16 protein-coding genes and 2 pseudogenes are annotated in these 25,228 nt (G+C 71.4%); 6 read left to right on the top strand and 12 right to left on the bottom strand.

Annotated features, from left to right (window positions below; genetic code table 11):
* Positions 1-16 precede the first annotated feature (16 nt).
* The 5 genes from AB0D85_RS35265 to AB0D85_RS35245 form a co-directional block, all read right to left on the bottom strand.
* A complete protein-coding gene (locus AB0D85_RS35265; protein ID WP_362329211.1) occupies positions 17-1,630 on the bottom strand; it encodes a serine/threonine-protein kinase in 1,614 nt (537 codons plus the stop codon).
* A 199-nt stretch (positions 1,631-1,829) separates the two neighbouring features.
* Positions 1,830-2,789: a threonine/serine dehydratase gene (locus tag AB0D85_RS35260; protein ID WP_362329210.1), complete on the bottom strand. Its 960-nt coding sequence runs from the start codon at positions 2,787-2,789 to the stop codon at positions 1,830-1,832.
* Positions 2,790-2,875: 86 nt separating this feature from the next.
* The gene (locus AB0D85_RS35255; protein WP_362329209.1) at positions 2,876-3,553 is read right to left on the bottom strand and encodes an AIM24 family protein; all 678 of its coding nucleotides are present in this window, start codon (positions 3,551-3,553) and stop codon (positions 2,876-2,878) included.
* A gap of 55 nt (positions 3,554-3,608) precedes the next feature.
* Positions 3,609-4,952, bottom strand: a complete 1,344-nt coding sequence (locus AB0D85_RS35250; RefSeq protein WP_362329207.1) for a CAP domain-containing protein — start codon at positions 4,950-4,952, stop codon at positions 3,609-3,611.
* 105 nt (positions 4,953-5,057) lie between these two features.
* Positions 5,058-6,284, bottom strand: a complete 1,227-nt coding sequence (locus AB0D85_RS35245; protein WP_362329205.1) for a serine hydrolase domain-containing protein — start codon at positions 6,282-6,284, stop codon at positions 5,058-5,060.
* Between the two features lie 310 nt (positions 6,285-6,594).
* On the opposite strand from AB0D85_RS35245, the gene AB0D85_RS35240 reads away from it, so the two are divergent.
* Complete coding sequence (locus tag AB0D85_RS35240; RefSeq protein ID WP_362329203.1) at positions 6,595-8,367, top strand: M4 family metallopeptidase; 1,773 nt, start codon at positions 6,595-6,597, stop codon at positions 8,365-8,367.
* Positions 8,368-8,421: 54 nt separating this feature from the next.
* On the opposite strand, the gene AB0D85_RS35235 is transcribed toward AB0D85_RS35240, so the two are convergent.
* The gene (locus AB0D85_RS35235) at positions 8,422-9,165 is read right to left on the bottom strand and encodes a hypothetical protein (RefSeq protein ID WP_362329201.1); all 744 of its coding nucleotides are present in this window, start codon (positions 9,163-9,165) and stop codon (positions 8,422-8,424) included.
* A gap of 158 nt (positions 9,166-9,323) precedes the next feature.
* On the opposite strand from AB0D85_RS35235, the gene AB0D85_RS35230 reads away from it, so the two are divergent.
* The 4 genes from AB0D85_RS35230 (at position 9,324) to AB0D85_RS35215 (ending at position 16,030) form a co-directional block, all read left to right on the top strand.
* Positions 9,324-10,514, top strand: coding sequence for an ROK family protein (locus AB0D85_RS35230; RefSeq protein WP_362329199.1), 1,191 nt, complete (start codon positions 9,324-9,326; stop codon positions 10,512-10,514).
* A 31-nt stretch (positions 10,515-10,545) separates the two neighbouring features.
* On the top strand, positions 10,546-12,342 hold the full coding sequence (locus AB0D85_RS35225) for a CBM35 domain-containing protein (RefSeq protein WP_362329197.1): 1,797 nt from the start codon (positions 10,546-10,548) through the stop codon (positions 12,340-12,342).
* 113 nt (positions 12,343-12,455) lie between these two features.
* On the top strand, positions 12,456-14,801 hold the full coding sequence (locus tag AB0D85_RS35220) for a glycoside hydrolase N-terminal domain-containing protein (protein ID WP_362329195.1): 2,346 nt from the start codon (positions 12,456-12,458) through the stop codon (positions 14,799-14,801).
* Positions 14,798-16,030: an SGNH/GDSL hydrolase family protein gene (locus tag AB0D85_RS35215; protein ID WP_362329193.1), complete on the top strand. Its 1,233-nt coding sequence runs from the start codon at positions 14,798-14,800 to the stop codon at positions 16,028-16,030. Before AB0D85_RS35220 ends, AB0D85_RS35215 begins: the two co-directional genes overlap by 4 nt.
* Positions 16,031-16,043: 13 nt before the next feature.
* On the opposite strand, the gene AB0D85_RS35210 is transcribed toward AB0D85_RS35215, so the two are convergent.
* From AB0D85_RS35210 to AB0D85_RS35195, 4 genes are all read right to left on the bottom strand, one after another.
* Entirely contained in the window at positions 16,044-18,935 is a 2,892-nt protein-coding gene (locus tag AB0D85_RS35210; protein ID WP_362329191.1) for an AAA family ATPase, read from the bottom strand.
* 138 nt (positions 18,936-19,073) lie between these two features.
* Positions 19,074-19,427 (bottom strand): UBP-type zinc finger domain-containing protein, encoded by a 354-nt coding sequence (locus AB0D85_RS35205; RefSeq protein ID WP_362329189.1) that lies wholly within the window; start codon positions 19,425-19,427, stop codon positions 19,074-19,076.
* Entirely contained in the window at positions 19,424-20,896 is a 1,473-nt protein-coding gene (locus tag AB0D85_RS35200; protein ID WP_362329187.1) for an ATP-binding protein, read from the bottom strand. The genes AB0D85_RS35205 and AB0D85_RS35200 overlap by 4 nt, the downstream gene beginning before the upstream one ends.
* Entirely contained in the window at positions 20,893-22,566 is a 1,674-nt protein-coding gene (locus tag AB0D85_RS35195; protein WP_362329185.1) for an FAD-dependent oxidoreductase, read from the bottom strand. Before AB0D85_RS35195 ends, AB0D85_RS35200 begins: the two co-directional genes overlap by 4 nt.
* 44 nt (positions 22,567-22,610) lie before the next feature.
* On the opposite strand from AB0D85_RS35195, the gene AB0D85_RS35190 reads away from it, so the two are divergent.
* Positions 22,611-23,243 (top strand): recombinase family protein, encoded by a 633-nt coding sequence (locus AB0D85_RS35190; protein WP_362329183.1) that lies wholly within the window; start codon positions 22,611-22,613, stop codon positions 23,241-23,243.
* Positions 23,244-23,493: 250 nt separating this feature from the next.
* Here the strand turns inward: AB0D85_RS35190 and AB0D85_RS35185 are convergent.
* Positions 23,494-24,533, bottom strand: a pseudogene (locus AB0D85_RS35185) (Hsp70 family protein); the annotation flags it as partial.
* Positions 24,520-25,158: pseudogene (locus AB0D85_RS35180) on the bottom strand (IS5 family transposase). The pseudogenes AB0D85_RS35185 and AB0D85_RS35180, both read right to left, overlap by 14 nt.
* Positions 25,159-25,228: the final 70 nt, after the last annotated feature.

Below are 25,228 nucleotides of genomic sequence, written 5' to 3'. Positions count from 1 at the left end.
AAGTCGCGACGGAGTCCTACGACTCCCGGAACGTCGCCAGGAAGGTCTTCATCGCGAGCTGGTTCGCGGCGTCGTCCCAGGTGCCGGCCGACGTCGTGATGCGCAGCGAGAAGCTGCGCCCGCCGCCGAGCAGGAAACCGCGGCCGAAGGTGTGCACCCGGTCGGCGCCGGTTCCGGACAGCCACTCCATGTCGGCGCCCTTGTAGCCCTGGTAGGTGGTGGCCTTGATCTGGCCGATCCGCTGGTATCCGTCCAGCTTCTCCAGCTGCGGCTCCACGTCGGTCCGCCAGACGGCGACCGGGTCGGGGCCCGCCGTGGTGCTGTAGGTGATCGCCAGGGTCCGCAGGTCGTCGCCGCCCGGGCCGAACGTGACCCGGTAGGCACCGGTCTCCCGCGCGGTCTCCAGGCGCTTCCAGCCGCTCGGGAGCGCCACGGAGAACCCCTCCGGGGCGGTGTAGCGGTGGAAGCCGGCCGGGAGGGCGCCGGCCGTGGCCGAGGCGGAGGCCGACGGGCTGGGACCGGGCGACGCCGACGTCCGGGAAGCGGAGGGGGAGGGGGATGCGCTCGGTGTGCCGCCCCTGCCGTCCGTGCGGTTGCCCGGGTCCGGGGCCGTCGCGGACGCGGTCGGACCCGAACTCGCGGAGTTGCTGCCGGGCAGCCCCTGGGTCGCGGCCAGGACGGCGACCGACACGGTCACCACGGCCAGCGCGGTCCCGCCGATCATGGTGGTCCTGCTCCAGCCCGACGCCCGCGCGGCCACATAGGCACCGCGCAGCCGGGGCACGGGGGCGGGCTCCGCCGTCGCGTCCGGGTCCTCGTCCAGCACCCGTGTCAGCGCGTCGCGCACCACCGGCCGGCTCAGCCGTTCCCGCGAGTTCTTCCGCAGCAGCCCCTGCACCACCTGGGTCAGCGGCCCGGCGCGCAGCGGGGTGCGCAACGGCAGCCGGTCCACACCCTTCAAGGTGGCGTCGGGCTTGCCCCGGTCCCGGAACGGCGGCCGCCCCTCGACCATCGTGTAGAGGATCGCGCCGAGCGCCCACAGGTCGGCCGAGGGGCCGATGCGCTCGTCTCTGGCCTGCTCCGGTGACGCGTACGACGGTGCGGTGACCCTGGGCGCCAGGGTCGCGCCCGCGAGGCCGAACCCGGTGATCACGACCGGGCCCTTGTCGCGGACGAAGATCTGGCCGGGGCTGAGCTCGCCGTGCGTGTAGCCGTCGCCGTGCGCGGCCTCCAGCACGTCGAGCACTTCCAGGCCGATCCGGGCGGCCCGCACCCAGTTGAACGTGGTCCCCCGGGCGAGGAGTTCACTGAGCGGGGTGCCGTCGATCAGCTCCGTGACCGTCCACAGCGCGCCCGCCTCCTCGAAGGCGTCGATCACCATGGCGACGCGGCCGGGCCGCAGCGCGCTCATGACCTCGGAGGAGCGCAGGACGCGGGCGGTGGCCCGGCGCACGATGTCGTCGGTGAGGACCCCGGGGAGCACGATCTGGGTCACCAGGCGAGGTCGCTCGGCCTGCACGTCCTCCGCGTACCAGCTGATGCGGTTCGGCTCGCGGTCGGCGACTTCGAGGAGCCGGTACCTTCCGGCGACCAACTCTTGTGCGGAGACATGCGCCTTGACCATTGTCATCCCTCGCTGAAACCCCTGCCTCGTCTTGACCAGGAGTACGGGGGGCGCGCCCGGGTTTGTTCAAAGGATCTGCAACTCCGAGCCCCTTCTTGCCTTTTATTCAACCAGCGCCAGTGGTGCGGGACTTGAGGAAAACAATGCATGGCCGGGCCCCGACCTGCGGGTAACCGACGGTAAAAGCCCGGATGCGGTCCGCTGGTCAGCCGAGACCGAAGCGCTCGGTCCACTCCGCGATCTCCCGGTGTGTCACATTGCCCCCGCACACCACGAGCCCGATCCGTGCTCCGTCACCGACCCGTTCCCGCACCTGACGGGCGGCGGGCAGCAGACACCCGGCGGCCGGCTCGGTCCACACCTTGGCGTGCTCGGCGAACTCCAGACTGCCCCGTACGGCCTCCCGGTCGGGGACGACGAGGACCTCCTCCACCAGCGCCGACACATGGTCGTACGTCAGCTGCGACACGGTCGGCGCGGTGAGCGTCGTCACGATCGACGACACCGCGACCGGCAGCGGGCCGCCCGCCGCCAGCGCCTCGGACATGGCCTGCGCGCCCTCGGTCTCCACACCCCACACCCGCACCCCCGGGCGCTCGGCGCGCAGGGCCGCCGCCACGCCCGCGATCAGGCCCCCGCCGCCGATGCTGACGATCACATCGGTCAGGTCGTCCGCGTCCTCGGCGAACTCCAGGCCCACCGTGCCCTGTCCGGCGATCACCACCGGGTCGTCGAACGGGTGGACCAGGGTCAGCCCCTCGTCCCGCAGCCGGGTCACCAGCTCGAACGCCGTGCCCATGCCGTCGGTCAGCCGCACCGACGCCCCGGCCGCCTCGACCAGCCCGATCGACCGTGCGGGCGCCGTACGGGGCATGACCACCGTCGCCTTCACCTGGAGGTCCGCGGCCATCACGGCGAGGGCGATGCCGTGGTTGCCGCCGCTGACGGCCACCACGCCGGCCGCCCGCTCGGCCTCGCTCAGCGACAGCAGTTTCGCCGTGGCACCGCGCGCCTTGAACGAGCCGGTGCGCTGCAGCAGTTCGAGCTTCGCGGTGACCGGAGCGCCGAGCAGTTCCGACAGACCGGGGCTGGGCACGGTCGGTGTGCGTACCACGTGTCCGGCGATGAGCTGTGCCGCGGCTTCGATGTCCGAGATGCCGATCAAGACGGTTCACCCTTTCGGCGCGGGGGTGGGAGTCCGCGCCGATCGCACCCTGACCCGCCGGGACGCCCCTGGTCAACACGGGGCTGTCAGTGCTGCTGCGCCTTCTGCGGGGTCAGCTCGCTCGGGCGTACCACCACGAACCCCTCGCCCTGGAGCATCAGCTGGACCGCTTCGCCCGAACCGCCGCGCAGCATCGAGCCGATGGACTGCGAGCGGTGCAGCGAGGTCCCGAGCTGCGCGGTCCAGCCCACCACCGCGTCCGTGTCGACGTACACCGGGGACTGCGGCGAGACCGGTATCACCAGCGGGTTGCCGTCGCAGATCAGCCCGAGCCTGCCGTACCCGGTGAACACGCTGTTGAACAGACCGCCGCCGGTGACACCCGACCCCTTCACGGTCTTGATCTCGTACGACAGCGAGGCGTCGAAACACAGGACGTTGCGGCCGTTGACCGTGAACTGGTCGCCGGGCTCGATCTCGACGATGAAGCAGTTCTGCGCCTCGTGCGCGAACCATGCCTCGCCCTGGCCCTGCACGGACATCAGCGGCAGTCCCTCACCGGTGACCGCGCGTTTGAGCATGCCGCCCACGCCCTGGCCCTTGCGCTCGAACCGCAGACTGCCGCGGTGCGCGATCATCGCGCCCTGGCGGGCGTACATCTCGCCGTTCACCGTGTACTTGACGCACTTCGCGTTCTCGACCGTCATGCCCGGTTCGACGGCCGGTGCCACCATGTGCCGACTGGAAAAGAGATCACCCTTCATGTCGGGCATGGTGTCCCGGACGGACCCGTTCCGCCAAGATCGCGGACGTCTCGGTTCAGGCACCGAACAGCTGGGTCCAGTAGGTGCCCGCCCGGCCGCCGCCCGCGAAGCCGATGCCTATGTGGGTGAAGTCGGGTTTGAGGATGTTGGCCCGGTGGCCGGGGCTGTTCATCCAGCCGTCCACCACCTCGGCGGCCGAGCGCTGCCCGCAGGCGATGTTCTCGCCGATGGTGCGGCGCCGGGAGCCCGCGGCGGCGGCCCGGTCCCAGGGCTGGGTGCCCTCGGGGGAGGTGTGCGAGTAGAAGTCGCGGGTCGCCATGTCCGTGCTGTACGTCTGCGCGGCGGTCGCCAGCTGCGGATCCACCGCGAGTGCGCGCAGCCCGGCCCGGGTGCGCTCCCGGTTGGTGAGGTCGACGACCTCGGTGCGGGTGCGGGCCAGTTCGGCCTGGGTGAGGGGTCTGGCCCACAGCGCGGTCCAGTAGGTGTCCCCGTCCCGCGGGGCGCGGACGTGGGCCAGGCCGGCGTGGGTGAAGGCCGGGTCGAGCAGGGTGCGCCGGGCGTCCTCGGTGCGCAGGCAGTAGTCGACGAACTCGGCCGGGGTGCGCGGGCCGGAGACGAGGTGTTCGCCGACCGTGACGTACCCGAAGCCGGTGTCGCTGATCCGCTGGTGGACCGAGACGCCGTCGCGGCCCTCGGTGGCGAGCCGGCCGGCGTCGGCCATCGCGCCGGCGTGGGCGAGGGCGGCGGAGGTGAGCCGGGCGTCCGGCGCCACCGGAGGGCGGCCGGCCCGGGCGCGGGCGGAGTTGACCAGACCGAGCAGGCCGTCCGGATCGGGGAGCGAGCCGGTCGAGGGACGGGGCGGCCCGGTCGCCGTGCGCTGCGAGGGGATGGTGGGGCGGAAGCCGGCCGGGGGCTGCTGATCCTCGACGACCTCGACCCCGAAGTCCCGGGCCAGCCCGGCCAGCCCGTCCGCGTACCCCTGCCCGATCGCGCGCAGCTTCCAGCCGGTGCCCCGGTGGTAGATCTCGGCGAGCAGCAGGAGCGTCTCGGTCCCCGGGCGCGGCGGGGCGAAGCGGGCCACCGTGCGGCCGAGGCGGTCGGTGACGTGCAGGGCGGAGGCGGGGAGCCGGCCGAGCGGGGTGCCGGGCTCGGCGGCGGTGACGGTGAGGGTGACACGCTCGGCGCCCGCGCGCAGCAGGGCCGGTTCCACGGTCAGCGTGTCGCCGCGCAGCCGGATGCCAGGCGCGTCGGGCTGGTTGTAGAACACGAAGTCGCCGTCGCCGCCGACCTTGCCGCTCTCGCCGGTGATCAGGGCCGACATGTCGAAGGGACCGGGCACCCGCAGCGTCAGCGCGCCGCCCGGCAGGGGCAGATTGCCCCCGGGGACCAGCTCGCTCATCGCGCCGCCTCCGCGAGGTCAGGGGGCCGAACACCGCGCCCGGTGGGGGAGTCGCCGGTAGAACGTCCGGCCCGGGCGCGAGGTTCCCTCCTGAGGGTCGGAACGCTACTGCTCCCGCGGCGCGGCCGGTGCCACGTCCTCCCGCTCGATCGGCGTCCCGGTGCTCCGCGGCGCCGCCCGCCTGCCGCAGAACGCCGACTCCAGCGTGTCCGCCAGCGTGTTGAGCACCGCCGAGTTGTTGGAGGCGTTGGCGAGCGCGGTGAGGCTGCGCCCGCCGTCCTTGGTGGTGAAGGCGTACGTGTAGTAGCCCTGGACGGCGCCCGTGTGGCCGTACACCGAGATCCCGCAGGACAGGTCTCGGCGGCGCAGGCCCAGGCCGTAGGAGGTGGTGGAGTTGACGCGGCTGAAGCGCTCCATGTCGGCGAGGCGCGCGGCGGACGTCAGCTTTCCGCGCGCCAGTGCCGAGTAGAAGGTGTCGAGGTCGCGGGCGCTGGAGATGATCGCGCCCGCGCTCTGCGCCCAGGACACCGTCTGGTCCGTGGCGTCGACCGGGTCGGCGCCCGCCTCGTCCGCGGTGAGGTAGCCGTTGGCGTGCTGCCCGGGGATCTTCGTGTCGGGGTGGACGTAGAAGGTGTCGCTCAGCTTCAGCGGCCCGAGGATGCGGTTCTGGTACTCGGTCCGCACGCTGTGCCCGGTGAGCTTCTCGATGAGCATGCCGGCGACCACGAAGTTGGTGTTGGAGTACGAGTAGGCGGCGCCCGGCGCGTTGGTGCGCGGCTTCTTCAGGGCGAGATCCACCAGCTGGCGGTAGGTGAAGACCTTGTTCCGCACCGCCTCGAAGCCGGAGACGCTGTCGGCGAACAGGTCGTCGGTGTAGTCGTACAGACCGCTGCGGTGGCTCAGCACCTGGCGCACGGTGATGCGGTCGTCCGGCAGCAGTCCCGGGAGATAGTCGTTGACCGAGGTGTCCAGGTCGAGCTTGTGCTCGTCCACCAGCTGCAGCAGGACGACCGCCGAGAACGTCTTGGTGACACTGCCGATGCGGAAGCGGTCGGCGGTCGTGAGGGCGCGTCCGGTGCTCCGGTCGGCGATGCCGCGCGCGGTCCTGTAGACCTGCGTGCCGTCGTCGACACGGGCCATCGCGCCGGGCGCCCCCTTCGCCACCACCGAGTCCAGCACCGCGGCCAGCCCCGCGGTGTCGGGTGCCGGCAGGGCGGCGGCCGGCCGGGGTTCCGCTCCCGCCCTTCCGGGCGCCGCCTGGGCCGGGACCCCGAGCAGCGACAGCGCCACCGCCCCGAGTACCGCGCATCTGCTCACCGTTGCCGAGACCATCCGGACCCTGCTCCTCTCCGTGCCGTGTCCGATGCGAGATGGGTCACATTCGGTGCGGGGAACCTTCTCGCATCCCGTCACATCTCCACAGTCGACGCACAGTTGGTCATCCGCTGATCACTGTGCGGTGCGCTTTCGCAAAGTATTGCCACGAAACGCAAGAAAAGCGACGAACTGCGCTTTACATGGACATGACTTGTCCGGAAGGGTTGCGGCCCGGGGCCCGACCAGCCCCCTTGGCGCCCGACAGCGCCATGCCGCACGGCGGTCGGCGACCCCGATCGCCGTCTGAACGAAGGAACCCTGATCAGTGCGTAGCGCGCACATACGCAGCGTGGCGGTCGCCGTCGCAGTGGTGGCGGTCGCCACGGGCCTGGCCGACACGGCCCTGGCCGGTCCTGCCACGGGGGCACAGCAGACGGCCGCCACCACGGCCGAGCAGGTGGTGGTGGCGGCGCGGGCCGCGGCCTTCGCCCATGCGACGGCGACCGGAGTCGGCGCGGGCGACGAGCTCCAGCCGCAGGACGTGATGATCGACCCCGAAGGGGCGCGCCATGTCCGCTTCGTCCGCACCCACCGGGGCATGCCGGTACTCGGCGGCGACCTCGTCGTCCATCTTTCCCGTCGGTTGGCCTACACCGGTGTCACCCGTGCGGCCGACCACACCGTGCGGCCCGCCACCACCGAGGCGAAGCTGACGGCCCGGCAGGCCGAGGAGAAGGCAGCCTCGGCCGCCGACGGCGACGCCGGCACCGCACAGCTCGTGGTGGACGCCCGCGACGGCGCCGCCGCCCTCGCCTACCAGGTGACGGTCGACGGCGACAGCGGCTCCAGCACGGTCGTCGTCGACGCGCTCACCGGCAAGGTGCGCAGCAACACGCCCGACAGCGACCAGTTCCTCTCGCCCAAGGTGCTGGAGACCCTCCGCCGGCGCGGCGAGACCGTCGACCCGGCCACCGGCATCGGCACCCGGGCCGACGCCTTCGCCGGCGCGTCCGTCTCCGCCGCCCCCCACTACCCGGTGACCGCGCACGGCTCCGGCAGGTCCCTCTTCGTCGGCAAGGTCGCGCTCACCACCACGCAGACCGCCCGCACGAGCTTCCTGCTCAAGGACCCCACCCGCTACGGCACCGAGACCCGGGACGCCAAGGGCAAGGAGACCGAGAGCTTCGCCCAGGGCACCAAGTTCACCAGCACCACCGACAGCTGGGGCAACGGCACCACCACCAGCCGGGGCAGCGCCGCCGCCGACGCCCAGTACGGCATCACCGAGACCCTGGACTTCTACAAGAAGGCCTTCGGCCGCAAGGGCATAGCCAACAACTCCAAGCCCGCCCGCGCCATGGTCCACTGGGGCAGCAAGGTCGGCAACGCCTTCTGGGACTCGACCTGCGGCTGCATGCTGTACGGCGACGGCGACGGCGACGAGATCAAGAAGCCGCTGGTCGTCCTCGACGTCACCGGCCACGAACTCACCCACGGCGTGGTGGACGCGACCGCCAAGCTCGAACCGACCTATGTCGACAACGACGGCAACCAGTTCGGCGAGCCCGGCGCGCTCAACGAGTCGCTGGCCGACGTCTTCGGCTCCAACGTCGAGTTCTTCGCCAACAACCCGAAGAACCCGCCGAACTACCTCCTCGGCGAGAAGCTGGGCCTGGCACAGAAGTTCCTGCGCCGGCTCGACCATCCCTCGCTCGACAAGCTCGAAGGCACGGTCGACTACTGGTCGCCCGAGGTGGCGGACGCGGAGGTGCACGCCGGCTCAGGTGTCTCCTCGCACGCCTACTACCTGCTCGCCGAGGGCAGCGGCCGCAAGACCATCGGCGCCACCACCTACAACTCGCCGACCTACGACGGTTCCACGGTCACGGGCATCGGCCGCGCCAAGGCCACGGCGATCTTCTACCGCGCCCTGACCCGGTACATGGTCTCCTCGACCGACTTCCACGACGCGCGCGTCGCGACGCTGAAGGCGGCCACGGACCTCTACGGCGCGAGCAGCGTCGAGTACCGGACGGTCGACCAGGCCTGGGCCGCGGTCGACGTCACCGCCGCCAACACGCCGGCCGCCCGCCACTGACGGACGCGCCGCACCGCCGGTCCGGGTGCCCTGCCGGGGGGCCGGGCACCCGGATCAGACCCACTGCTCCGCCACCAGCTCGGCCACCGCGAACACCGTGTCGCAGGACGGACAGCGCCCCTGCCCGAAGACATGGGTCAGCGTCTCGGCCACCTCCGGCTGCCCGGCCCGGACCGCCTCGCCGTACAGCCGCGCACCGAGCCCCGTCAGCCGGTCCGGCCGGGCGGGTACCAGCTCGCCCAGGCCCGCCGCGGACCGGGCCGCCCCGGGCCCCGTCACATGGTCCCCGGCGGACACGAACGTGCCGTACCGGCCGAACGCGACGAACAGCCCCTCCGCGCACCGCGGGCACTCCAGCTCGTACTCCTCGCTGTTCACCCCCTCCAGCGCCTCGGACCAGACACCGGCCCCCTCGAAGGCCAGCACGGACTGGAGGAGGTTCACGAACAGGGCCGAGGGGAGCCCGGGGGCCGCGAGCAACTCGCGGCCGACGGCGAGGAGTTCGCCGATCTCCCGCTCGTACTCCACGCGGCCCGGGTCCTCGGCGTACGCGGTGATCGCCCCCGCCAGCACCACCGCCTCCACCGGCCCGCCCGGCGCCCGGCCGTGTGCGATGCCGGCCAGCGTCGGCAGCGCGGCCCAGCTCGCCTCGTACACCGAGCCCTGGTGGCACAGCGCCGACCACAACTCGCCCCACACCGTGTCGTCCTCGGTGCCGCCGAGCCGGGCGAAGAGGCCGGGGATGTCGTCCGCCGGACCGTAGGCGTGGGTCAGCTCGTGCCAGTCGATCGTCGTCATACGGCGATTGTGCGGCCCGGCACCGACAACGCCGGATCCCGTGGCAACCTCCCCTCCACACCCGCCATTTGAAGGCCACTGGAACCTCACAGTCAACCTTCAGGTGATTCCTGTTTCTTTTATTGACAGCGGAAAATAAGCCACCTAAGTTCCCGGCCATGCGCTCCACCACCCGTGCCGAGACCTTTCCGGCCCACACGCCGGCCGTCTCGCAGATCTTCACCACGGTCCTGTCCCACGGCCCCCTCACCCGACTGGAGGCGGCCCGCCGGGCCGGCCTGTCCGCGGCGGCCGTGACCAAGGCCGTCCGGCCACTGCTGGCGGCCGGATATCTCGCGGAGGACGCCGACGGCGAGGCCCGGCCCGCGCTCGGACGCCCCGCCAACCTGGTACGGGTCGACGGCGGACGCGCACTGTTCATCGGGGTCAAGGTGACCGGCGACGAGGTGATAGCGGTCCTCACCGACCTGTGCTGCCGGATCCGCCTGGCCCGACGGCTGCCGGTGACCGACCGCGCCGCCAGGGCCGTCCTGACCTCCGTCGCCGAGCTGACCCATGAACTGCGCACCGAGGCCGAGGACTTCGGCGCCCCCGTGCTGGGTCTCGGCATCGCCGTGTCCGGCGACGTGGACCGTGCCGAAGGGGTCGTGCGCTACTCGCCCTTCCTCGACTGGCGGGACGTGGCCCTCGCCGAACTCGCCGCCATGACCACCGGGTTGCCGGTCGTCGTCGAGAACGACGTCCGCGCCCTGACCGTCGCCGAGCAGTGGTTCGGCGCCGGGGTCGGGCTCTCCGACTTCGCCGTGGTCACCGTCGGCGCCGGCATCGGCTGCGGACTGGTGGTCCACGGCCGGGTGGTGTCGGGCGCGCACGGGGTAGCGGGGGAGATCGGGCACGTGGCCATCGACCCGGCCGGGCCCCTCTGCCACTGCGGCAACCGCGGCTGTGTGGAGGCGATCGCCGGGGACGCCGCGATCGTCACCCGCATGCGTGAGGTGACGGGCCGTCAAGTGGCCGACTCCGCCGAGGCGGTGGCCCTCGCTCACGAGGGCGTGCCCGGGGCGCGGGAGGTGTACGCCCGCGCGGGCGAGGCGATCGGCCGGGGCATCGCCACCGTCGCCAACCTCTTCGGCCCCGAACGCGTGATCATCTCCGGCGAGGGACTCGCCGCCCACGACCTCTTCGCCGAGCAAATCCTCGACTCGTTCACCGCGGCCGCCTTCGGCTCCGCCGCGCGGTGCGACGTACAGACCCGCCCGCTCCCCTTCGAGGAGTGGGCACGCGGGGCCGCGGCCGCCGCGATCCAGTCCTTCATCACCTCTTCTCCCACCCCAGCGGGCAAGGGCTGAGCCGCCCGAGACCCCGATCCCTGGAGGGCCCATGCGGTCACCTTCGTATTCCGTCCTGCCCGCACGCGGGCTGAGAACCGTCCTCGTACTGGCGCTCACGGCCGCTTTCGCGGCCGCCGTGCCCGCCGCGCAGGCCGACACCCCCGCCCCGATCGCCGCCAAGCCCTACATGGGCTGGTCGAGCTGGAGCATGCAGTCGTCCAAGTACCCGGGCCTCAACGACCAGGGCGACTACAGCTACCTGACCGAGGCGAACGTCCTCAAGCAGACCGACGCCCTGGCGAGCAAGCTGAAGAAGTACGGCTACGACCACGTCAACATCGACGCCGGCTGGTGGATGGACTGGAACTGGAAGCAGGGCTACGACCAGTACGGCCGTCAGAAGGCCGACCCGGCCCGCTTCCCCAGCGGCATGAAGGCCGTCGCCGACCACATCCACGCCAAGGGCCTCAAGGCCGGCATCTACCTCCCCGTCGGCCTGGAGAAGGGCGCGTACGGCGACGGCAGGACCGCCGTCTGGAACGCCGACGGCTGCACCACCGCCGACATCGTCTACGACGACCTGCGCACCACCAACGGCTGGGACAGCGCCTACAAACTCGACTTCGACAAACCCTGCGCGCAGAAATACATAGACTCCCAGGCCCAGTTGATCGCCGACTGGGGCTACGACTTCCTCAAGCTCGACGGCGTCGGCCCCGGCTCCGGCAAGAGCGGCGACCAGTACGACAACATCGCCGACGTCGCCGCCTGGCACCAGGCGATCGCCGCCACCGGACGGCCGATCCACCTGGAAGTCTCCTGGTCCCTGGACTTCGGGCACGCAGCCGACTGGAAGAAGTACACCAACGGCTGGCGCATCGACACCGACGTCGAGTGCTACTGCAACACCCTCGTCAGCTGGGAGAACTCCGTCGACGACCGCTGGGACGACACCCCGGCCTGGACCGGCACGGCGGGCCCCGGCGGCTGGAACGACCTCGACTCCCTCGACGTCGGCAACGGCGCGATGGACGGCCTCACCAAGGCCGAACGGCAGAGCTACGCCACGCTCTGGGCCGTCGCCAAGTCGCCCCTGTTCACCGGCGACGACCTCACCGAGCTCGACGACTACGGCGTCTCCCTGCTGACCAACCGCGAGGTCATCGGCATCGACCAGAGCGACAACCCGCCGGCCCGCCCGGTCACCCCGTCCGACCCGCAGCAGGTCTGGGCGGCGAAGAACGCCGACGGCACGTACACGGTCGCGCTGTTCAACCTCGCGGACTCGCCTGCGGCGGTCACCGCCGACTGGACGGCACTGGGCTTCACCGGCAAGGCGTCGGTCCGGGACCTGTGGAACCACGAGAACCTCGGCGGCTTCCAGAACAAGATCACCGAGGCGCTGCCGGCGCACGGCTCGCGGCTGTTCACCGTGACACCGAAGGGCACCGCGTTGACGGCCACCGCCTATGAGGCCGAGGCGAGCGGCAACACGCTCAGCGGCAACGCGTCCGTCGCCGGGTGCGACGCGTGCTCCGGGCAGAAGAAGGTCGGGAACCTGTACCAGGGCGGGAAGTTGACCTTCAACAACGTTGTCGTCGACAAGGCGGGGACGTATCTGGTGAAGGTCGCCTACATCAGCGGTGACTCCCGGTCCGCCACGATCTCGGCCAACGCCGGGGCCGGGACCAGCCACAAGTTCCCGTCGACCGGGGACTGGGGGACCGTGACGTCGGTGAGCGTGCCGGTGGTGCTGAAGGCCGGTGCGAACACGATCAGCTTCGACAGCGGGTCGGGGTACGCGCCGGACGTCGACCGGATCGACGTTCCCAAGTCGCCTCGGTAGTCGGTCGCTTCGGAAAGTGCGTTGTTGGGGAACTGCGGGCCGGTGGGGGCTGGTCGCGCAGTTCCCCGCGCCCCTGGCGGGGCGCCCCCTCACGGACGTTGGATTGGAACCCCATGGACAACCACCCCAGCAGACGCGGCTTTCTGGCGCTCGCCGCCGCCACCGGAGCCCTCGCCTCGCTTCCCTCCTTCACCGCCTCCGCCGCCCCGCAGCGTTCCACCGAACCGCTCACCACGCCCCGTCACCAGCTCTGGTGGCAGGCGCCCGCCGACGACGGGTCGATGATCGCGCAGGGGCTGCCCGTCGGCAACGGCCGGCTCGGTGCCCTCGCGGGCAACGACTCCGGCCGTGAACTCCTGCTGATCACCGACGCCACCCTGTGGACCGGCGGTCTCAACGACACCCTCGACTCCGACGGCCAATTCCCCTACGGACGCGCCGACTTCGGCTCGCTTACCCTGCTCGCCCGGCTCACCGTCGAGATCCCCGACCACGACCTGGGCGCCGTCTCCGGCTACCGCCGCACCCTCGACCTCGACAACGGTGTCGTGACGGCGTCGTACGTCCGCTCCGGAGTGACCTACCGGCGGCAGGTGTTCGCCAGCCGCCCCGACGACGTGCTCGTGCTGCACTTCGGCCAGGACGGCGGCGGGCGCTACACCGGGACGGTCACCCTCGAAGGCACCCACGGGGAGACCGGCGGCACGGCCGAGTCGTTCGCCGGAGCCTTCGCCAACGGGCTGACCTACGGCGCCGCCGTCGAGGCGTACGGCAGCGGCGGCAGCGTGCGGGTGAGCGGGTCGCACATCAGCTTCACCGACTGCCGGGAACTGACCGTCGTGGTGGGCGGCGGCACGAACTACGCGCCGGACGCCGCCGCCGGTTACCGCGATCCCTCCCTCGACCCGCGGGCCCTGGCCCGCACCAAGGTCGGGGCGGCCGCCCGGCACCCGGTGGACGCACTGCTGCGCACCCACGCGGCCGACCACCGGGCGCTGTTCGGGCAGTTCGACCTCGCGCTCGGCACCTCGACGGCCGAGCAGCGCGAACTGGACACCTGGGCCCGCGTCCAGGCGCGCGCCGACACCGGCGAACCCGACCCCGAACTGGAGGCCGCCTACGCCCAGTTCGGCCGCTACCTGATGATCGCCGGGTCGCGCGGCAGTCTGCCGATGGGTCTCCAGGGCGTCTGGCTGGACGGCAACGACCCGGACTGGATGGGTGATTACCACACCGACATCAACATCCAGATGAACTACTGGATGTCCGACCGGCTGGGCCTGTCCCAGTGCTTCGACGCCTTCACCGACTACTGCGTCGACCAGTTCCCGTCCTGGACCGACACCACCCAGCGGCTCTTCCAGGACCCCCGCAACCGCTACCGCAACTCCCGTGGGAAGGTCGCCGGCTGGACCGTCGCCATCTCCACCAACCCCTTCGGCGGAGGCGGCTGGTGGTGGCACCCGGCGGGCAACGCCTGGCTGTGCCAGAGCCTCTGGGAGCACTACGAGTTCACCCGGTCCCGCGCCCACCTGGAGAAGATCTACCCCCTCCTCAGGGGCGCCTGCGAGTTCTGGGAGGCGCGGCTGCTCACCACCACCCTGGACGACGGGAAGGAGGTGCTGATCGCGGACAGCGACTGGTCGCCGGAGCAGGGGCCGCTGGACGCCAAGGGCATCACCTACGCCCAGGAATCGGTCTGGACCCTGTTCGGGAACTTCCGCACTGCGGCCGCCGAGCTGAAGAGGGATGCTGGATACGCGGGCACCATCGGCGGTCTCCGCGAACGCCTCTACCTGCCGGTGGTGAGCCCGAAGACCGGCTGGCTGGAGGAGTGGATGTCCCCGGACAACCTCGGCGAGACCACCCACCGCCACCTCTCGCCGCTGATCAACCTCTTCCCCGGCGACCGGATCCGCCCCGACGGCTCCACCCCCGCCGACCTCGTCAAGGGCGCCACCGCCCTGCTCACCGCCCGCGGCATGGACAGCTTCGGCTGGGCCAACGCCTGGCGCGCCCTGTGCTGGGCCCGGCTGAAGGACGCCGACAAGGCCTACCAGCTCGTCGTCCGCAACCTGCGCCCGTCCTCCAACGGCAGCAACGGCACCGCAGCCAACCTCTTCGACATCTACGAGGTCGGGCAGGGCCGGGGCATCTTCCAGATCGACGCCAACTTCGGCACCCCGGCGGCGATCCTGGAGATGCTGCTGTACTCCCGCCCCGGCCACCTGGAACTCCTGCCCGCCCTCCCCGACGCCTGGGCCGCCTCCGGCTCGGTCACCGGGGCCGGGGCACGCGGCGGCTTCGTCGTCGACCTGCGCTGGCGGGACGGCAGGCCCACCGAGGCCCGCATCCGCAGCGTCGGCGGCCGTACGACCACCGTCGAGTACGGCGGCACGGCACGCACGGTCACGCTGAAGCCGGGCCAGTCCGTCACCCTGAAGGACTTCACGCGGTGACCGGCCGGTTCGCACGGGTGCCGATCCTCGCCGCCGTTCTCCTGGCGACGGCCGCCTGCCAGACCGGGACCGCCCAGGCGGCCCTCATACGGGAGCCCGCCGACAGGGCCGCCGCCGCCCGGCACGACGTCGTCACCTGGGGGGCCAGCGCCGACCAGATGGGAGAGGGCACCGCCGACCGCGGCTACCGGCTGGTCGTGCACACCAGCGCCGCCGGCAGCGCCCTGCGGGTGCGCCTCTCCAACGCGTTCGGCGACCGCCCGCTGACCCTGGACAGCGTCTACGTCGGCCTGCAGAGCCAGGGCGCCGCCCTTAGGCCCGGCAGCAACAGGCGGCTCACCTTCGACGGCGCCCGCACGGTCACCGTGCCGGCCGGCGCCACCGCGTGGAGCGACCCGCTGCCCGGCAGGCTGGCCGCTGGCAGCGATCTGGTCGTCAGCCTGCACAGCCCGGACGCGGCGGGCCCGGCCACCGGCCACTGGATGGCCATGCAGACCTCCTACACCGACCAGGGCGACCACACCGCCGAGGAGAGCGCCGCCAACTGGACGGAGACCACCGGCTCCTGGTGGTACCTGGACTCCGTCTCCGTACGGCCGTCCGCCCCGGCCACCGGGGCCGTGGTGGCGCTCGGCGACTCCATCACCGACGGCTGGGCGTCCACCAGCGACCAGAAACGCCGCTGGCCCGACTACCTCGCCCGCCGCCTCCAGAAGGCGCACACCGAGGTCGAGGGCGTGGCCGACGAGGGCATCTCCGGCAACAAGGTCCTCGCGAACGGCGCCGGACAGTCCGCCCTCAACCGGCTGGACCGCGATGTCCTCGGCCAGCCCGGCGTCCGTACCGTCTTCCTCTTCGAGGGGGTCAACGACATCAAGGCCCACACCGGGGTCACGGCGGCCGACCTGATCGCCGGGTACCGCGAGATCGTCCGGCGGGCGCACGCGGCCGGGAAGTGCGTGGTCGCCTCGACCGTAGGGCCGTTCGAAGGCTGGTCGGAGTGGGACCCGGCGGGCGAGGCCGTCCGCCAGGAAGTGAACCGGTACATCCGCACCAGCGGGGAGTTCGACGGGGTCGCCGACTTCGACCGGATCCTGCGCAGCCCCTACGACCAGGCCCGGATGCTGCCGTTCCTCGACGGCGGCGACCACATCCACCCCAACGACAAGGGGATGCAGGCCATGGCCGACTCCGTCGACCTGGCCGGCCTGGACTGCGACAACCGCTGAAGAACCCTCCTGATCACCCCTGGGCCGTCGGCTCCGGGGTGATCAGGCCCTCGCGATAGGCGATCGCCACCGCCTCCGTACGGCTCGCCGCGCCCAGCTTCGCCAGGATGTTGGAGACATGGACGCTCGCCGTCTTGCCGGTGATGAACAACTCCTCGCCGATCCGCCGGTTGCTGCGGCCGAGCGCCAGCAGCCGCAGCACGTCCTGCTCGCGGGCGGTGAGCGGGACGACCCGGTCGGCCGGCGCGACCCGGTCGTCGTCCCGCGCGGTCCGCCGTATCAGCGCGTCCAGCCGCTCCAGCAGGGGCAGCGCGCCCAGGGCCACGGCCGTCTCCCGCGCCGCGCCCGCCTGTTCGGCCGCCTCCGCACCCCGGCCGTCGGCCAGCAGGGCCTCGGCATACCGCAGTCGCACGCGGGCCCGCTCGTACACATCGCCGTACGCGAACGCGGCCACCGTCTTCTCCCAGGCCGCCGTGTCCGGTCCGGACACGGCCCTGGTCCACTCCGCCTCCGCGCGGGCCAGCCAGGCCTGCCCCTCCGGTCCCTGCCGGGCGGCCGTGGCCCGGGCCAGCTCCACCAGTTCGTCGGCGAGCTCCGTCCACCGGCTCCCGCCCTCGGTGCCGCGTAGCGCCGTGGTCCGGTCCGCGACCGCCGCCAGCGCGAGCGCCGCGAGCCGGACCGCCACGTCCGGTGCCCGCCCCGACTCGTCGGTCAGCGCCGCGACCGACGCCCGCATCCGCGCCACGGCCTCCTCCGCGTCACCCCGCAGCGCGGCCGCGTCGGTGAGCACGACGCCCCCGACGAGCGAGCCCATCCAGTCGAACGGCTCCCCGAGCAGCGCCCGGGCCCGCTCGACCACATCCGCCTCGCCCCGGGCCAACGCGAGGTACAGCACAGGTCCCTTCGCGAATCCGGGCGCGGTGTCCGCCTCGGCCGCGCGTACGCACGCGTCCCACTGCCCCAGCGTGTACAGCACCAGCAGCCGCAGATACCGCATCTCCGAGGCGTACGGGGAGGACAGCAGCCCCGAACGGCGGGCCCGGTCGAGCCCCTCGGCGATCCACGGCAGGCACTCCTGGAACTCGCCGGACTCGAAACAGCCGACGGCGAGATTGAACAGCGCCCGCATCTCCACCGAGGTGTCCCCGGCCGACCGGGCCAGCTCCAGCGCCTCCCGCAGCTGTTCACGCCCCTCCCCGGTGCCGCGGCCGCCGCCCTCCAGCCGGGCCAGGGAGATCAGCAGGTCGGCCCGGGCCGCGGTGGCGCCGATCCGGTCGGCGACCTCCAGGGCCTGCCGGGCGACCCGCAGCGCCGTCGCGTCGTCCCCGACCTGCCGGGCCGCCATGACATGGGTGGACGCCGCCCACACCCAGGTCCGCGACGGCGGATCGGCGGGGATCAGGGCGAGCGCCTCGCTGCTGTAGGCGAACGCGGCCGCGAGGTTGTCGACGGTCATCAGGTTCCCCGCGAGGGTGTACCGCACCCGGGCGGCGAGTTCGGGATCCGCGTCCTGACCGGTGCCGGCCAGCGCGGACCGGGTCAGGGACACCGCCCGGTGCACCTCACCGGCGTGCGCGGCCGCCGCCGAGGCCCGCAGCGTCAACGTCACCGGGTCGAGCCCCTCACCCGAGGGCCGTGCGCCGCACGCCACCGCAGGCCAGAGGTCCAGAGCCGTCTCCAGATGCCGGAGCTCCTCGGCGGGCGCGCCCACCCGCCGCGCGTGATCGGCGGCCTCCAGCGACGCGGCCAGCGCCTCGGGCAGATCATGGCTCTCCCGGTAGTGGTGCGCCCGCTCGGCCGCCGTCTCCGCGCCGCCCCCGCGGGCGGCGAGCAGCCTCGCGAACGTGCCGTGCAGCCGCGACCGCTGCCCGGGCAGCAGATCGGCGTACACCGCCTCACGCGCGAGGGCGTGCCGGAAGGCGTACGTGTCCCCGTGCCCCGGAGCCAGCAGCTGCCGCCCGACGGCCTCCCGCAACGCCGACTCCAGCTCCTCCTCCGGCAGCCCGACCGCGTCCCGCAGCAGATCGTGCCCGACCCGGCGCCCGGCCACCGCGGCCGTCCGCAGCACCTGCTGGGCCGTCTCCGACAGCTGCTCGACCCGGATGAGCAGCAGATCGGCGAGCCCGGTGGGCATGCCGTCCGTGTCGGAGGCGGCCACCAGCTCCTCGGCGTAGAAGGCGTTCCCCTCGGCCCGCTCCACGATGTCGCGCACGGTCGCCTCGGGCAGCGGCCGCTCCTCCAGGGCCCGCACCAGCCGTGCCACCTCGGCATCCGGCAACGGCCGCAGCTCCAGCCGCTCCACGGCGGGCAGCCGTACCAGCTCGGCGAGCAACGGCCGCAACGGATGGCGCCGGTGCAGATCGTCCGCGCGGTACGAAGCCAGCACCGCGAGCCGCCGGGGCAGCACACCCCGGCTGAGCAGGAACCGCAGCAGATCCCGGGAGGACTGATCGGCCCAGTGCAGATCCTCCAGGATCAGCAGCAGGGGCGCGGCAGCGGCCAGATCGGCGCACAGCCCGGCGACCCCTTCGAAGAGCCGCAGCCGGGCATCCGCGTCCCGGCCCCGGTCCGACGCGGCGCCGAGGAGCCGCTCCACCACCGGATGCGCGGCGAGGACGTCCGCGTACCGCCCATCGGCGGCCAGCACCCCGAGGATCTCGGTGAAGGGCAGATACGGCAGCCCCACATCACCGAGATCGACACAGTGCCCGGTGACGACGGTGATCCCGCCCGCGCCCGCCCGAGCCGCGACCTCGTCCAACAACCGGGTCTTCCCGACCCCCGCGTCCCCGGCGACCAACAGGGCCCGCCCCCGCCCACTCCGGGCACCCTCCAGCACTCCACCAAGTCGGCCCAGTTCCTCATCCCGCCCGATCAGGGGGGTGTTAAACGATCTCTGTGACACGCCCCCATCCTGACAAGGGCTCAGCCGAGATACCAGGGGCGCGGGGCTGTGTCGATTTGCGGCTCCGCCGCGTGGGCGCGACCAGCCACAACGCACCCGCAGCAGCCGATGTCACAGAACCCCCCACCCCTTGGGTACTCAACCCCGCAACACCCGGGCCCAGTCCTTCGGCACCCGCCCCGCAGGCCCCGGCGTAGGCTGATCCGCCGGATGGCTCACCGGCGGCGCCAACTCCGGCCCGGCCTCGAACAATTCCTCCGTCTCGTAGTTCCAGAACCACCCCTCGCCCGGTTCGTAACTACGGATCACCGCATGCCCGGTGGAACGGAAATGCGCCGTCGCATGCTTCGCGGGCGAGTCGTCGCAGCACCCGATGTGCCCGCACTGCGCACACCGCCGCAGATGGAACCACCAGCCACCCGCCGCGTCGCACTCCACACAGCCGTCGCCGCTCGGCGGAACGTCCGGGTCGATCGGGGTGTCGCCACTCATACCGTCTCCACAGTTGTCTCGGATGCCTCGGCGGTCAGGGGAAGCAGCACCTGGAACCGGGTGTCGCCCGGCACCGACTCCACCCGCATGCTGCCGTGATGCTTGTTCACGACGATCCGCCAGGAGATGTCCAGCCCCAGACCCGTACCCTGGCCCACCGGCTTGGTCGTGAAGAACGGATCGAAGATCCGGTCCTTGATCTCCGGCGCGATCCCGCTCCCGGTGTCCCGGAACTCGACCAGCAACTGGTCGTGGTCGAGGGCGGTCCGCACGGTCAGCGTGCCGCGTTCACCGCCGCTGTCGCCGTCGCCGTCCTTCATCGCACAGACCGCGTTGTCGATGAGGTTGGTCCACACCTGGTTGAGCTCGGCCGGGTAGCCGGGAACGGCCGGGACCGTACGGTCGTACTCCTTGACCACCGTGATGTCCTGCCCGATCTTCCCGGACAGCATCAGCAGCGTGCTGTCGAGGAGTTCGTGCACGTCCACGACCCGGTACGGCGCCCGGTCCAGCTGGCTGTACTGCTTGGCCGCGTCGACGAGATGCGAGATCCGGGTGGTCGAGTCCTCGATCTCGTTCATCAACAGCTCGGTCTCGACGGTGTAGTTGAGCCAGCCGATGGAGTTCGGCAGGATCTCCTCGTCCACGGCCGCCGCGACCTGCTCCAGCCAGTCGACGTCGAGCCCGGCCTGGACGAAGGTCGGCGCGAGCTGCCAGCCGTTGTCGCAGCCGTGGTCCTCCAGCCAGTCGGTGAGCGCGTCCTCGCGGTCGGAGGCCTCCAGCGGACTGAGCGTGAGCGCCTTGGCGACCCGCTCCGCCGTGCGCTCCTGGATCTCGATCAGACCGGCCAACTGCTCCCGCGAGAACGGACTTTCGGCGATGATCGCGAGCTTGTGCCGCATCTTCGCCACCCGCTCGCGCAGCGTGGACGTGGCCCGCACGGCCGCCGCGGCCGGGTTGTTGAGCTCGTGGGTGAGCCCGGCGGACAACGAGCCGAGCGCCAGCAGCCGTTCGCGCTGCCCGATCGCCGCCTGGGTGTTCTTCGACCCGAAGAACAGGCCCTCCAGGAGGTGCACGGCCATCGGGAACCAGTCCTGCATGATGTCCGCGAACGTGTCCGCCGGCAGCACGAAGAACCGCGTCGGCTCGGTCACCCGCATCGAGTTGTTGTACGCCTGCCGCACCCGGTCCCCGAGGTAGGCCTGCATGGCGCCCGAGTACACCCCGGGCTGCGAGGTCCGGGTGACCTCGACGTCGTCCCCGGCGACCCGGCGGGAGAGCACCACGGTGCCCTCGATCATCACGTAGAAGCAGGTGGCCGGGTCACCCTCGGTGTAGACCGGACCGGGCTGGAACAGCTCCACCCGGCCCGCGGCGCACAGCCGCCCCAGCTGTTCCGGTTCCAGCTTCTCGAACAGGAACAGCGCGCCGATCTCCTGCGGACTGCACGGCATCGGCCGCCCGCTCATGACTGCTCCAGGTACCGGTGGACGAGCATCACTGCCATGGCTCCTTCTCCGACGGCGGACGCGACACGCTTGGCGGACTCGGCGCGTGCGTCGCCCGCCACGAACACGCCGGGAATGCTGGTCTCCAGGTGGTACGGCGGCCGGTCCAGCTCCCAGCCCGCCGGCGGCCGTCCGTCGACGGTCAGGTCGGGCCCGGCCAGGATGAACCCGCGCCCGTCCCGCAGCACGGTGTCGCCGAGCCAGTCGGTCAGCGGCGCCGCCCCGATGAACACGAACATCCACTGGGCCTCGACCTGTTCCCGGTCCCCGGTCTCCACATGGCGCAGGGTGAGCCGCTCCAGACGCTCGGCGCCGTGCGCGGCGTCGACCACGGTGTGACTGCGCACCGAGATGTTCGGGGCCTCGCCGATCTGCTGGATCAGGTAGTACGACATCGAGGCCGACAGGTCGGCGCCGCGCACCAGGAGCGTCACCGACTTGGCGAAACGGGACAGGTACATGGCCGCCTGGCCGGCCGAGTTGGCGCCGCCGACGATGTACACGTCGTGGCCCTGGCAGGCGGTCGCCTCGGTGAGCGCGGAGCCGTAGAAGACGCCGCAGCCGGTCAGGTCGACGCAGCCGGTCGCCTCCAGCTGCCGGTACTGCACACCGGTCGCCAGGATCACACTGTGCGCCGCGACCGCCGAGCCGTCCGCGAACCGCACCACCCGTGCGCCGCCGTTGATCTCCAGTCCGGTCACCTCGCGGGCGGTCAGGATCTCCGCGCCGAACTTGTGGGCCTGCCGCCGGGCCCGGTCGGTGAGCTGGGCCCCCGACACGCCGTCCGGGAAGCCGAGGTAGTTCTCGATCCGGGAGCTCTGCCCGGCCTGTCCGCCGGTCGCCGACCGCTCCACGAGGACGGTCCGCAGCCCCTCCGACGCCCCGTACACCGCCGCGCCGAGCCCGGCCGGCCCGCCGCCGATCACCACCAGGTCGTAGAAGTCCGCCGTCGGCGTCGTCGCCAGCCCCACGCGCGCGGCCAGCTCCGGGGCCTCCGGCTCCACCAGGGGCGTGCCGTCCGGTGTGATCACCAGCGGCAGCCGCTCCGCGTCGGTGCCGGCCGCGGCCAGCAGCCGCTGCCCCTCCGGTTCCTCGACCGAGTACCAGCGGTACGGCACCTGGTTGCGGGCCAGGAACTCCCGTACGTCCGAGGACCGCGCCGACCAGCGGTGCCCGACGACCTTGGTGATCGGCACCGCCTTGTAGTCACTGGCCCGCCACGCGTCCAGCAGGTCGTCCAGGACCGGGTAGAGCTTCTCCTCCGGCGGATCCCACGGCTTGAGCAGATAGTGATCGAGATCGACGACGTTGATCGCGTCGATCGCCGCGTTGGTGTCCGCGTACGCGGTCAGCAGCACGCGCCGGGCGCCCGGGTACACGTCCAGGGCCTGTTCCAGGAACTCGATGCCGTTCATCTGCGGCATCCGGTAGTCGGCCAGGATCACGGCCACCAGATCGCCGCGCAGCTTCAGCTCCCGCAGCGCGTCCAGCGCCGACTCCCCGGACTCCGCGCGCACGATCCGGTACGACGCGCCGTAGCGGCGCCGCAGGTCCCGGGCGACGGCACGGGAGACCCCGGGGTCGTCGTCCACGGTCATGATTACACCTACGGTTGACTGTGAAGGTGACATAACGCGACCGTAAGGGACGGGGAGGGGCCCTGGCCACGGGAACCGTGACAGGGGCAGCACGCGAGTACCTGCGTGTGTCCAAAGGCAAGGTCAAGACCGCGCGCAGCATCACTGACCAGCACCGCGACAACATCGCCGCCGAAGCCGATCACGGTCCGTGGACGTGGGGCGAGCCGTACAGGGACACCGGCTCGGCCTCCAAGTTCGCGACCAAGGTGCGCGACGACTTCGAGAAGCTGCTGGCCGACCTGACGTCCGGCGCCTTCGGCGAACCCGGCGACGTGCTGGTGCTGTGGGAGGTGTCCAGGCTCGCCCGTGAGACCGGCCGGGGCGTGGCCCTGGTCGACGCGGCGGAGGCGGGCGGATACCTGATCCACGTGACCAGCCTGGACCGCACCTTCACCCCACGCAACTACGGTGACCGGCACTCCTTGATCAGTGGCATCAACGACGTGGAGAAGGAGGCCAGACTCCTGTTGGTGCGTACGCTGCGTGGTGTGAACTCCGCAGTCGGCGAGGGCCGCCCCCACGGCAAGATCCCCTTCGGCTATCACCGCACGTACGAGCTGATCGACGGTCCCCCCGCGTCCGGTGTCGCAGGAGGCCGACCCGGCCGAGGGGCCGCACGTGGTCGAGCTGTTCGAGCGTGTGGCGGGCTGGAACAGCCGGAGGCGTGAGTCCGTCCGCGCCGTGGAGCAGGACTGGCTCAGGCACGGCGTCACCAGCCGCGACGGCGTGCCGTTCACGGCCTTGGTACTGGTGTGATCGCATGGTGAGGTGTCGCGTATTCGTGGGTAACGCCTGCTGCTTCATGACGGTGAGTGAGCAGTCAGAGGTCTTCGATCGTGGGCAGGGATTGCCCCGCAGTGATGAACGGGCGGACGCCGATGCACCGAGTACAGGCAGCCGAGCAACCCCGGTGGTATCTCAACGGTGCAGCTTCCGGGCGATGATTCTGGCCTTCTTTGTGGTCTCGCGGATGACTGTGTCGTCCCCGTTCTTCAGGGCCTCTTTGAGCTCGCCGACCACGACCTCAGCCTCGGCCTGGGGGCCTCGTCGCGAATCTCGGCGGATGTGCGGCGCTGACGTTCCTGTTCCTCGTACCGTGCCGACTCACCCTTCATGCGATCAAGGACAGGCTTCGGCAGGGCAGATCCGCCGGTGACCGTTACGCGTTGTTCCTTGCCGGTGCGCAGGCCTTGGCGGAGACGTGTATGACGCCGTTGGCGTCGATGCCGAACGCGACCTCGATCTGGGGAATGCCGGCCGTCGCCGGAGGCAGACCGGTGAGTGTGACCGTGGCGATCTTCTTGTTGTGGGCCGTGCGCTCGTGCTCACCCTCGTAGACCTTGATCTCCAGCTCCGTCTGGTTGTCCCGCGCCGTTGTGAAGATCTCGGACCGCTTGGTCGGAATTGTGGTGTTGCGTTCGATGAGCTTGTTCATGATGCCGCCCTTGGTCTCGACACCGAGAGATAACGGGGCGACGTCGAGCAGCGGGACGTCCTTGGCCTGGCCTTTGCGAATACAGGCTTGGAGGGCTGCACCGACGGCGACCGGGTCGTCCGAACGCACGCGTTGGCGTTCCTTTCCGCCGGTTAGTTCGTCGACCAGCTTGATGACCGCGGGCATACGTGTCGAGCCGCCGACGAGGAGGACGTAGTCGACGTCCTTGAGTTCTACACCAGGAGAGTTCGACCTTCGCCCTCTGCGCGGCCTCGCGCAGGCGTCGAAGCGCTGTCCTGTCCTTGGCGAGGTCTACGCCGTGGTCATCGGCAAATCGCTTGACGAGATCGTCGACGATGCGCTGGTCCCAGTCGTCTCCGCCGAAGTGGATGACGATAATTGTCTGGTCGTCCTTGTCGAAGCCGTAAGCGAGAGCGGCGGCGGTCGGCTCGCTGATGATGCGCAGAACTTCCAGCCCCGCGATCTGGCCAGCTTTCTTAGACGTCATTTCAGTTGGTGAGTCGGCGGTGGCATATGAGGGTCGCGGCGATGGCGGTGAAGGCGAGGAAGTGTTCCGGTTTTCGTTCGTAGCGGCGGTGGAGGCGTCGGCAGCCGGACAGCCAGGACACGGTCCGTTCCACGACCCAGCGGTGTCGGCCCAGGCGTCGGGACGACTCGATGCCCTTGCGGGCGAGGCGGTGCCGGTAGTCGTAGCCCTTGTCCCCGTGCAGTTTGGCTGTCGTGGAGGTTCGCGGCGGAGATGCCGATCGACAGGGGCAGGCCGCTGCGGTCGACGATGAGGTGGACTTTCGAACCCCTCTTGCCTCGGCCGGCCGGATTCGGTCCCGTCAGCTGCCCCCTTTGAGGGCCCGGACGCTGACGGAGTCGATCGTGCAGCGCGACCAGTCCAGCCCGCCGCGGGAACCGAGTTCGTCGAGGACCAGGCGGTGAAGCTTGGCCCACACTCGGGCCTCGCTCCATTCGGTGAACCGGCGGAAGGCTGTCACGCCCGACAGGCCGAAGCCCGGTGGCAGTTGGTTCCAGGTGCACCCCGAGGCGGCCACGAAGATGATCCCGGCCGGCACCTCACGGTTCCCCCGCCGACGATGTCCTCCGCCCTGCGGGCGTTCCGGAGCCGGCGGGACCACCCGCTAAAACAGGTCCCACAGGTCTTCCGGCGCCAACCGTTCGACAAGCGCGGCAGTCATCACCTCAGAC

It is taken from the genome of Streptomyces sp. NPDC048277, from assembly GCF_040652235.1.
Classification (GTDB): Bacteria; Actinomycetota; Actinomycetes; order Streptomycetales; family Streptomycetaceae; genus Streptomyces.
This window is presented reverse-complemented; position numbering and strand designations above follow the sequence as displayed.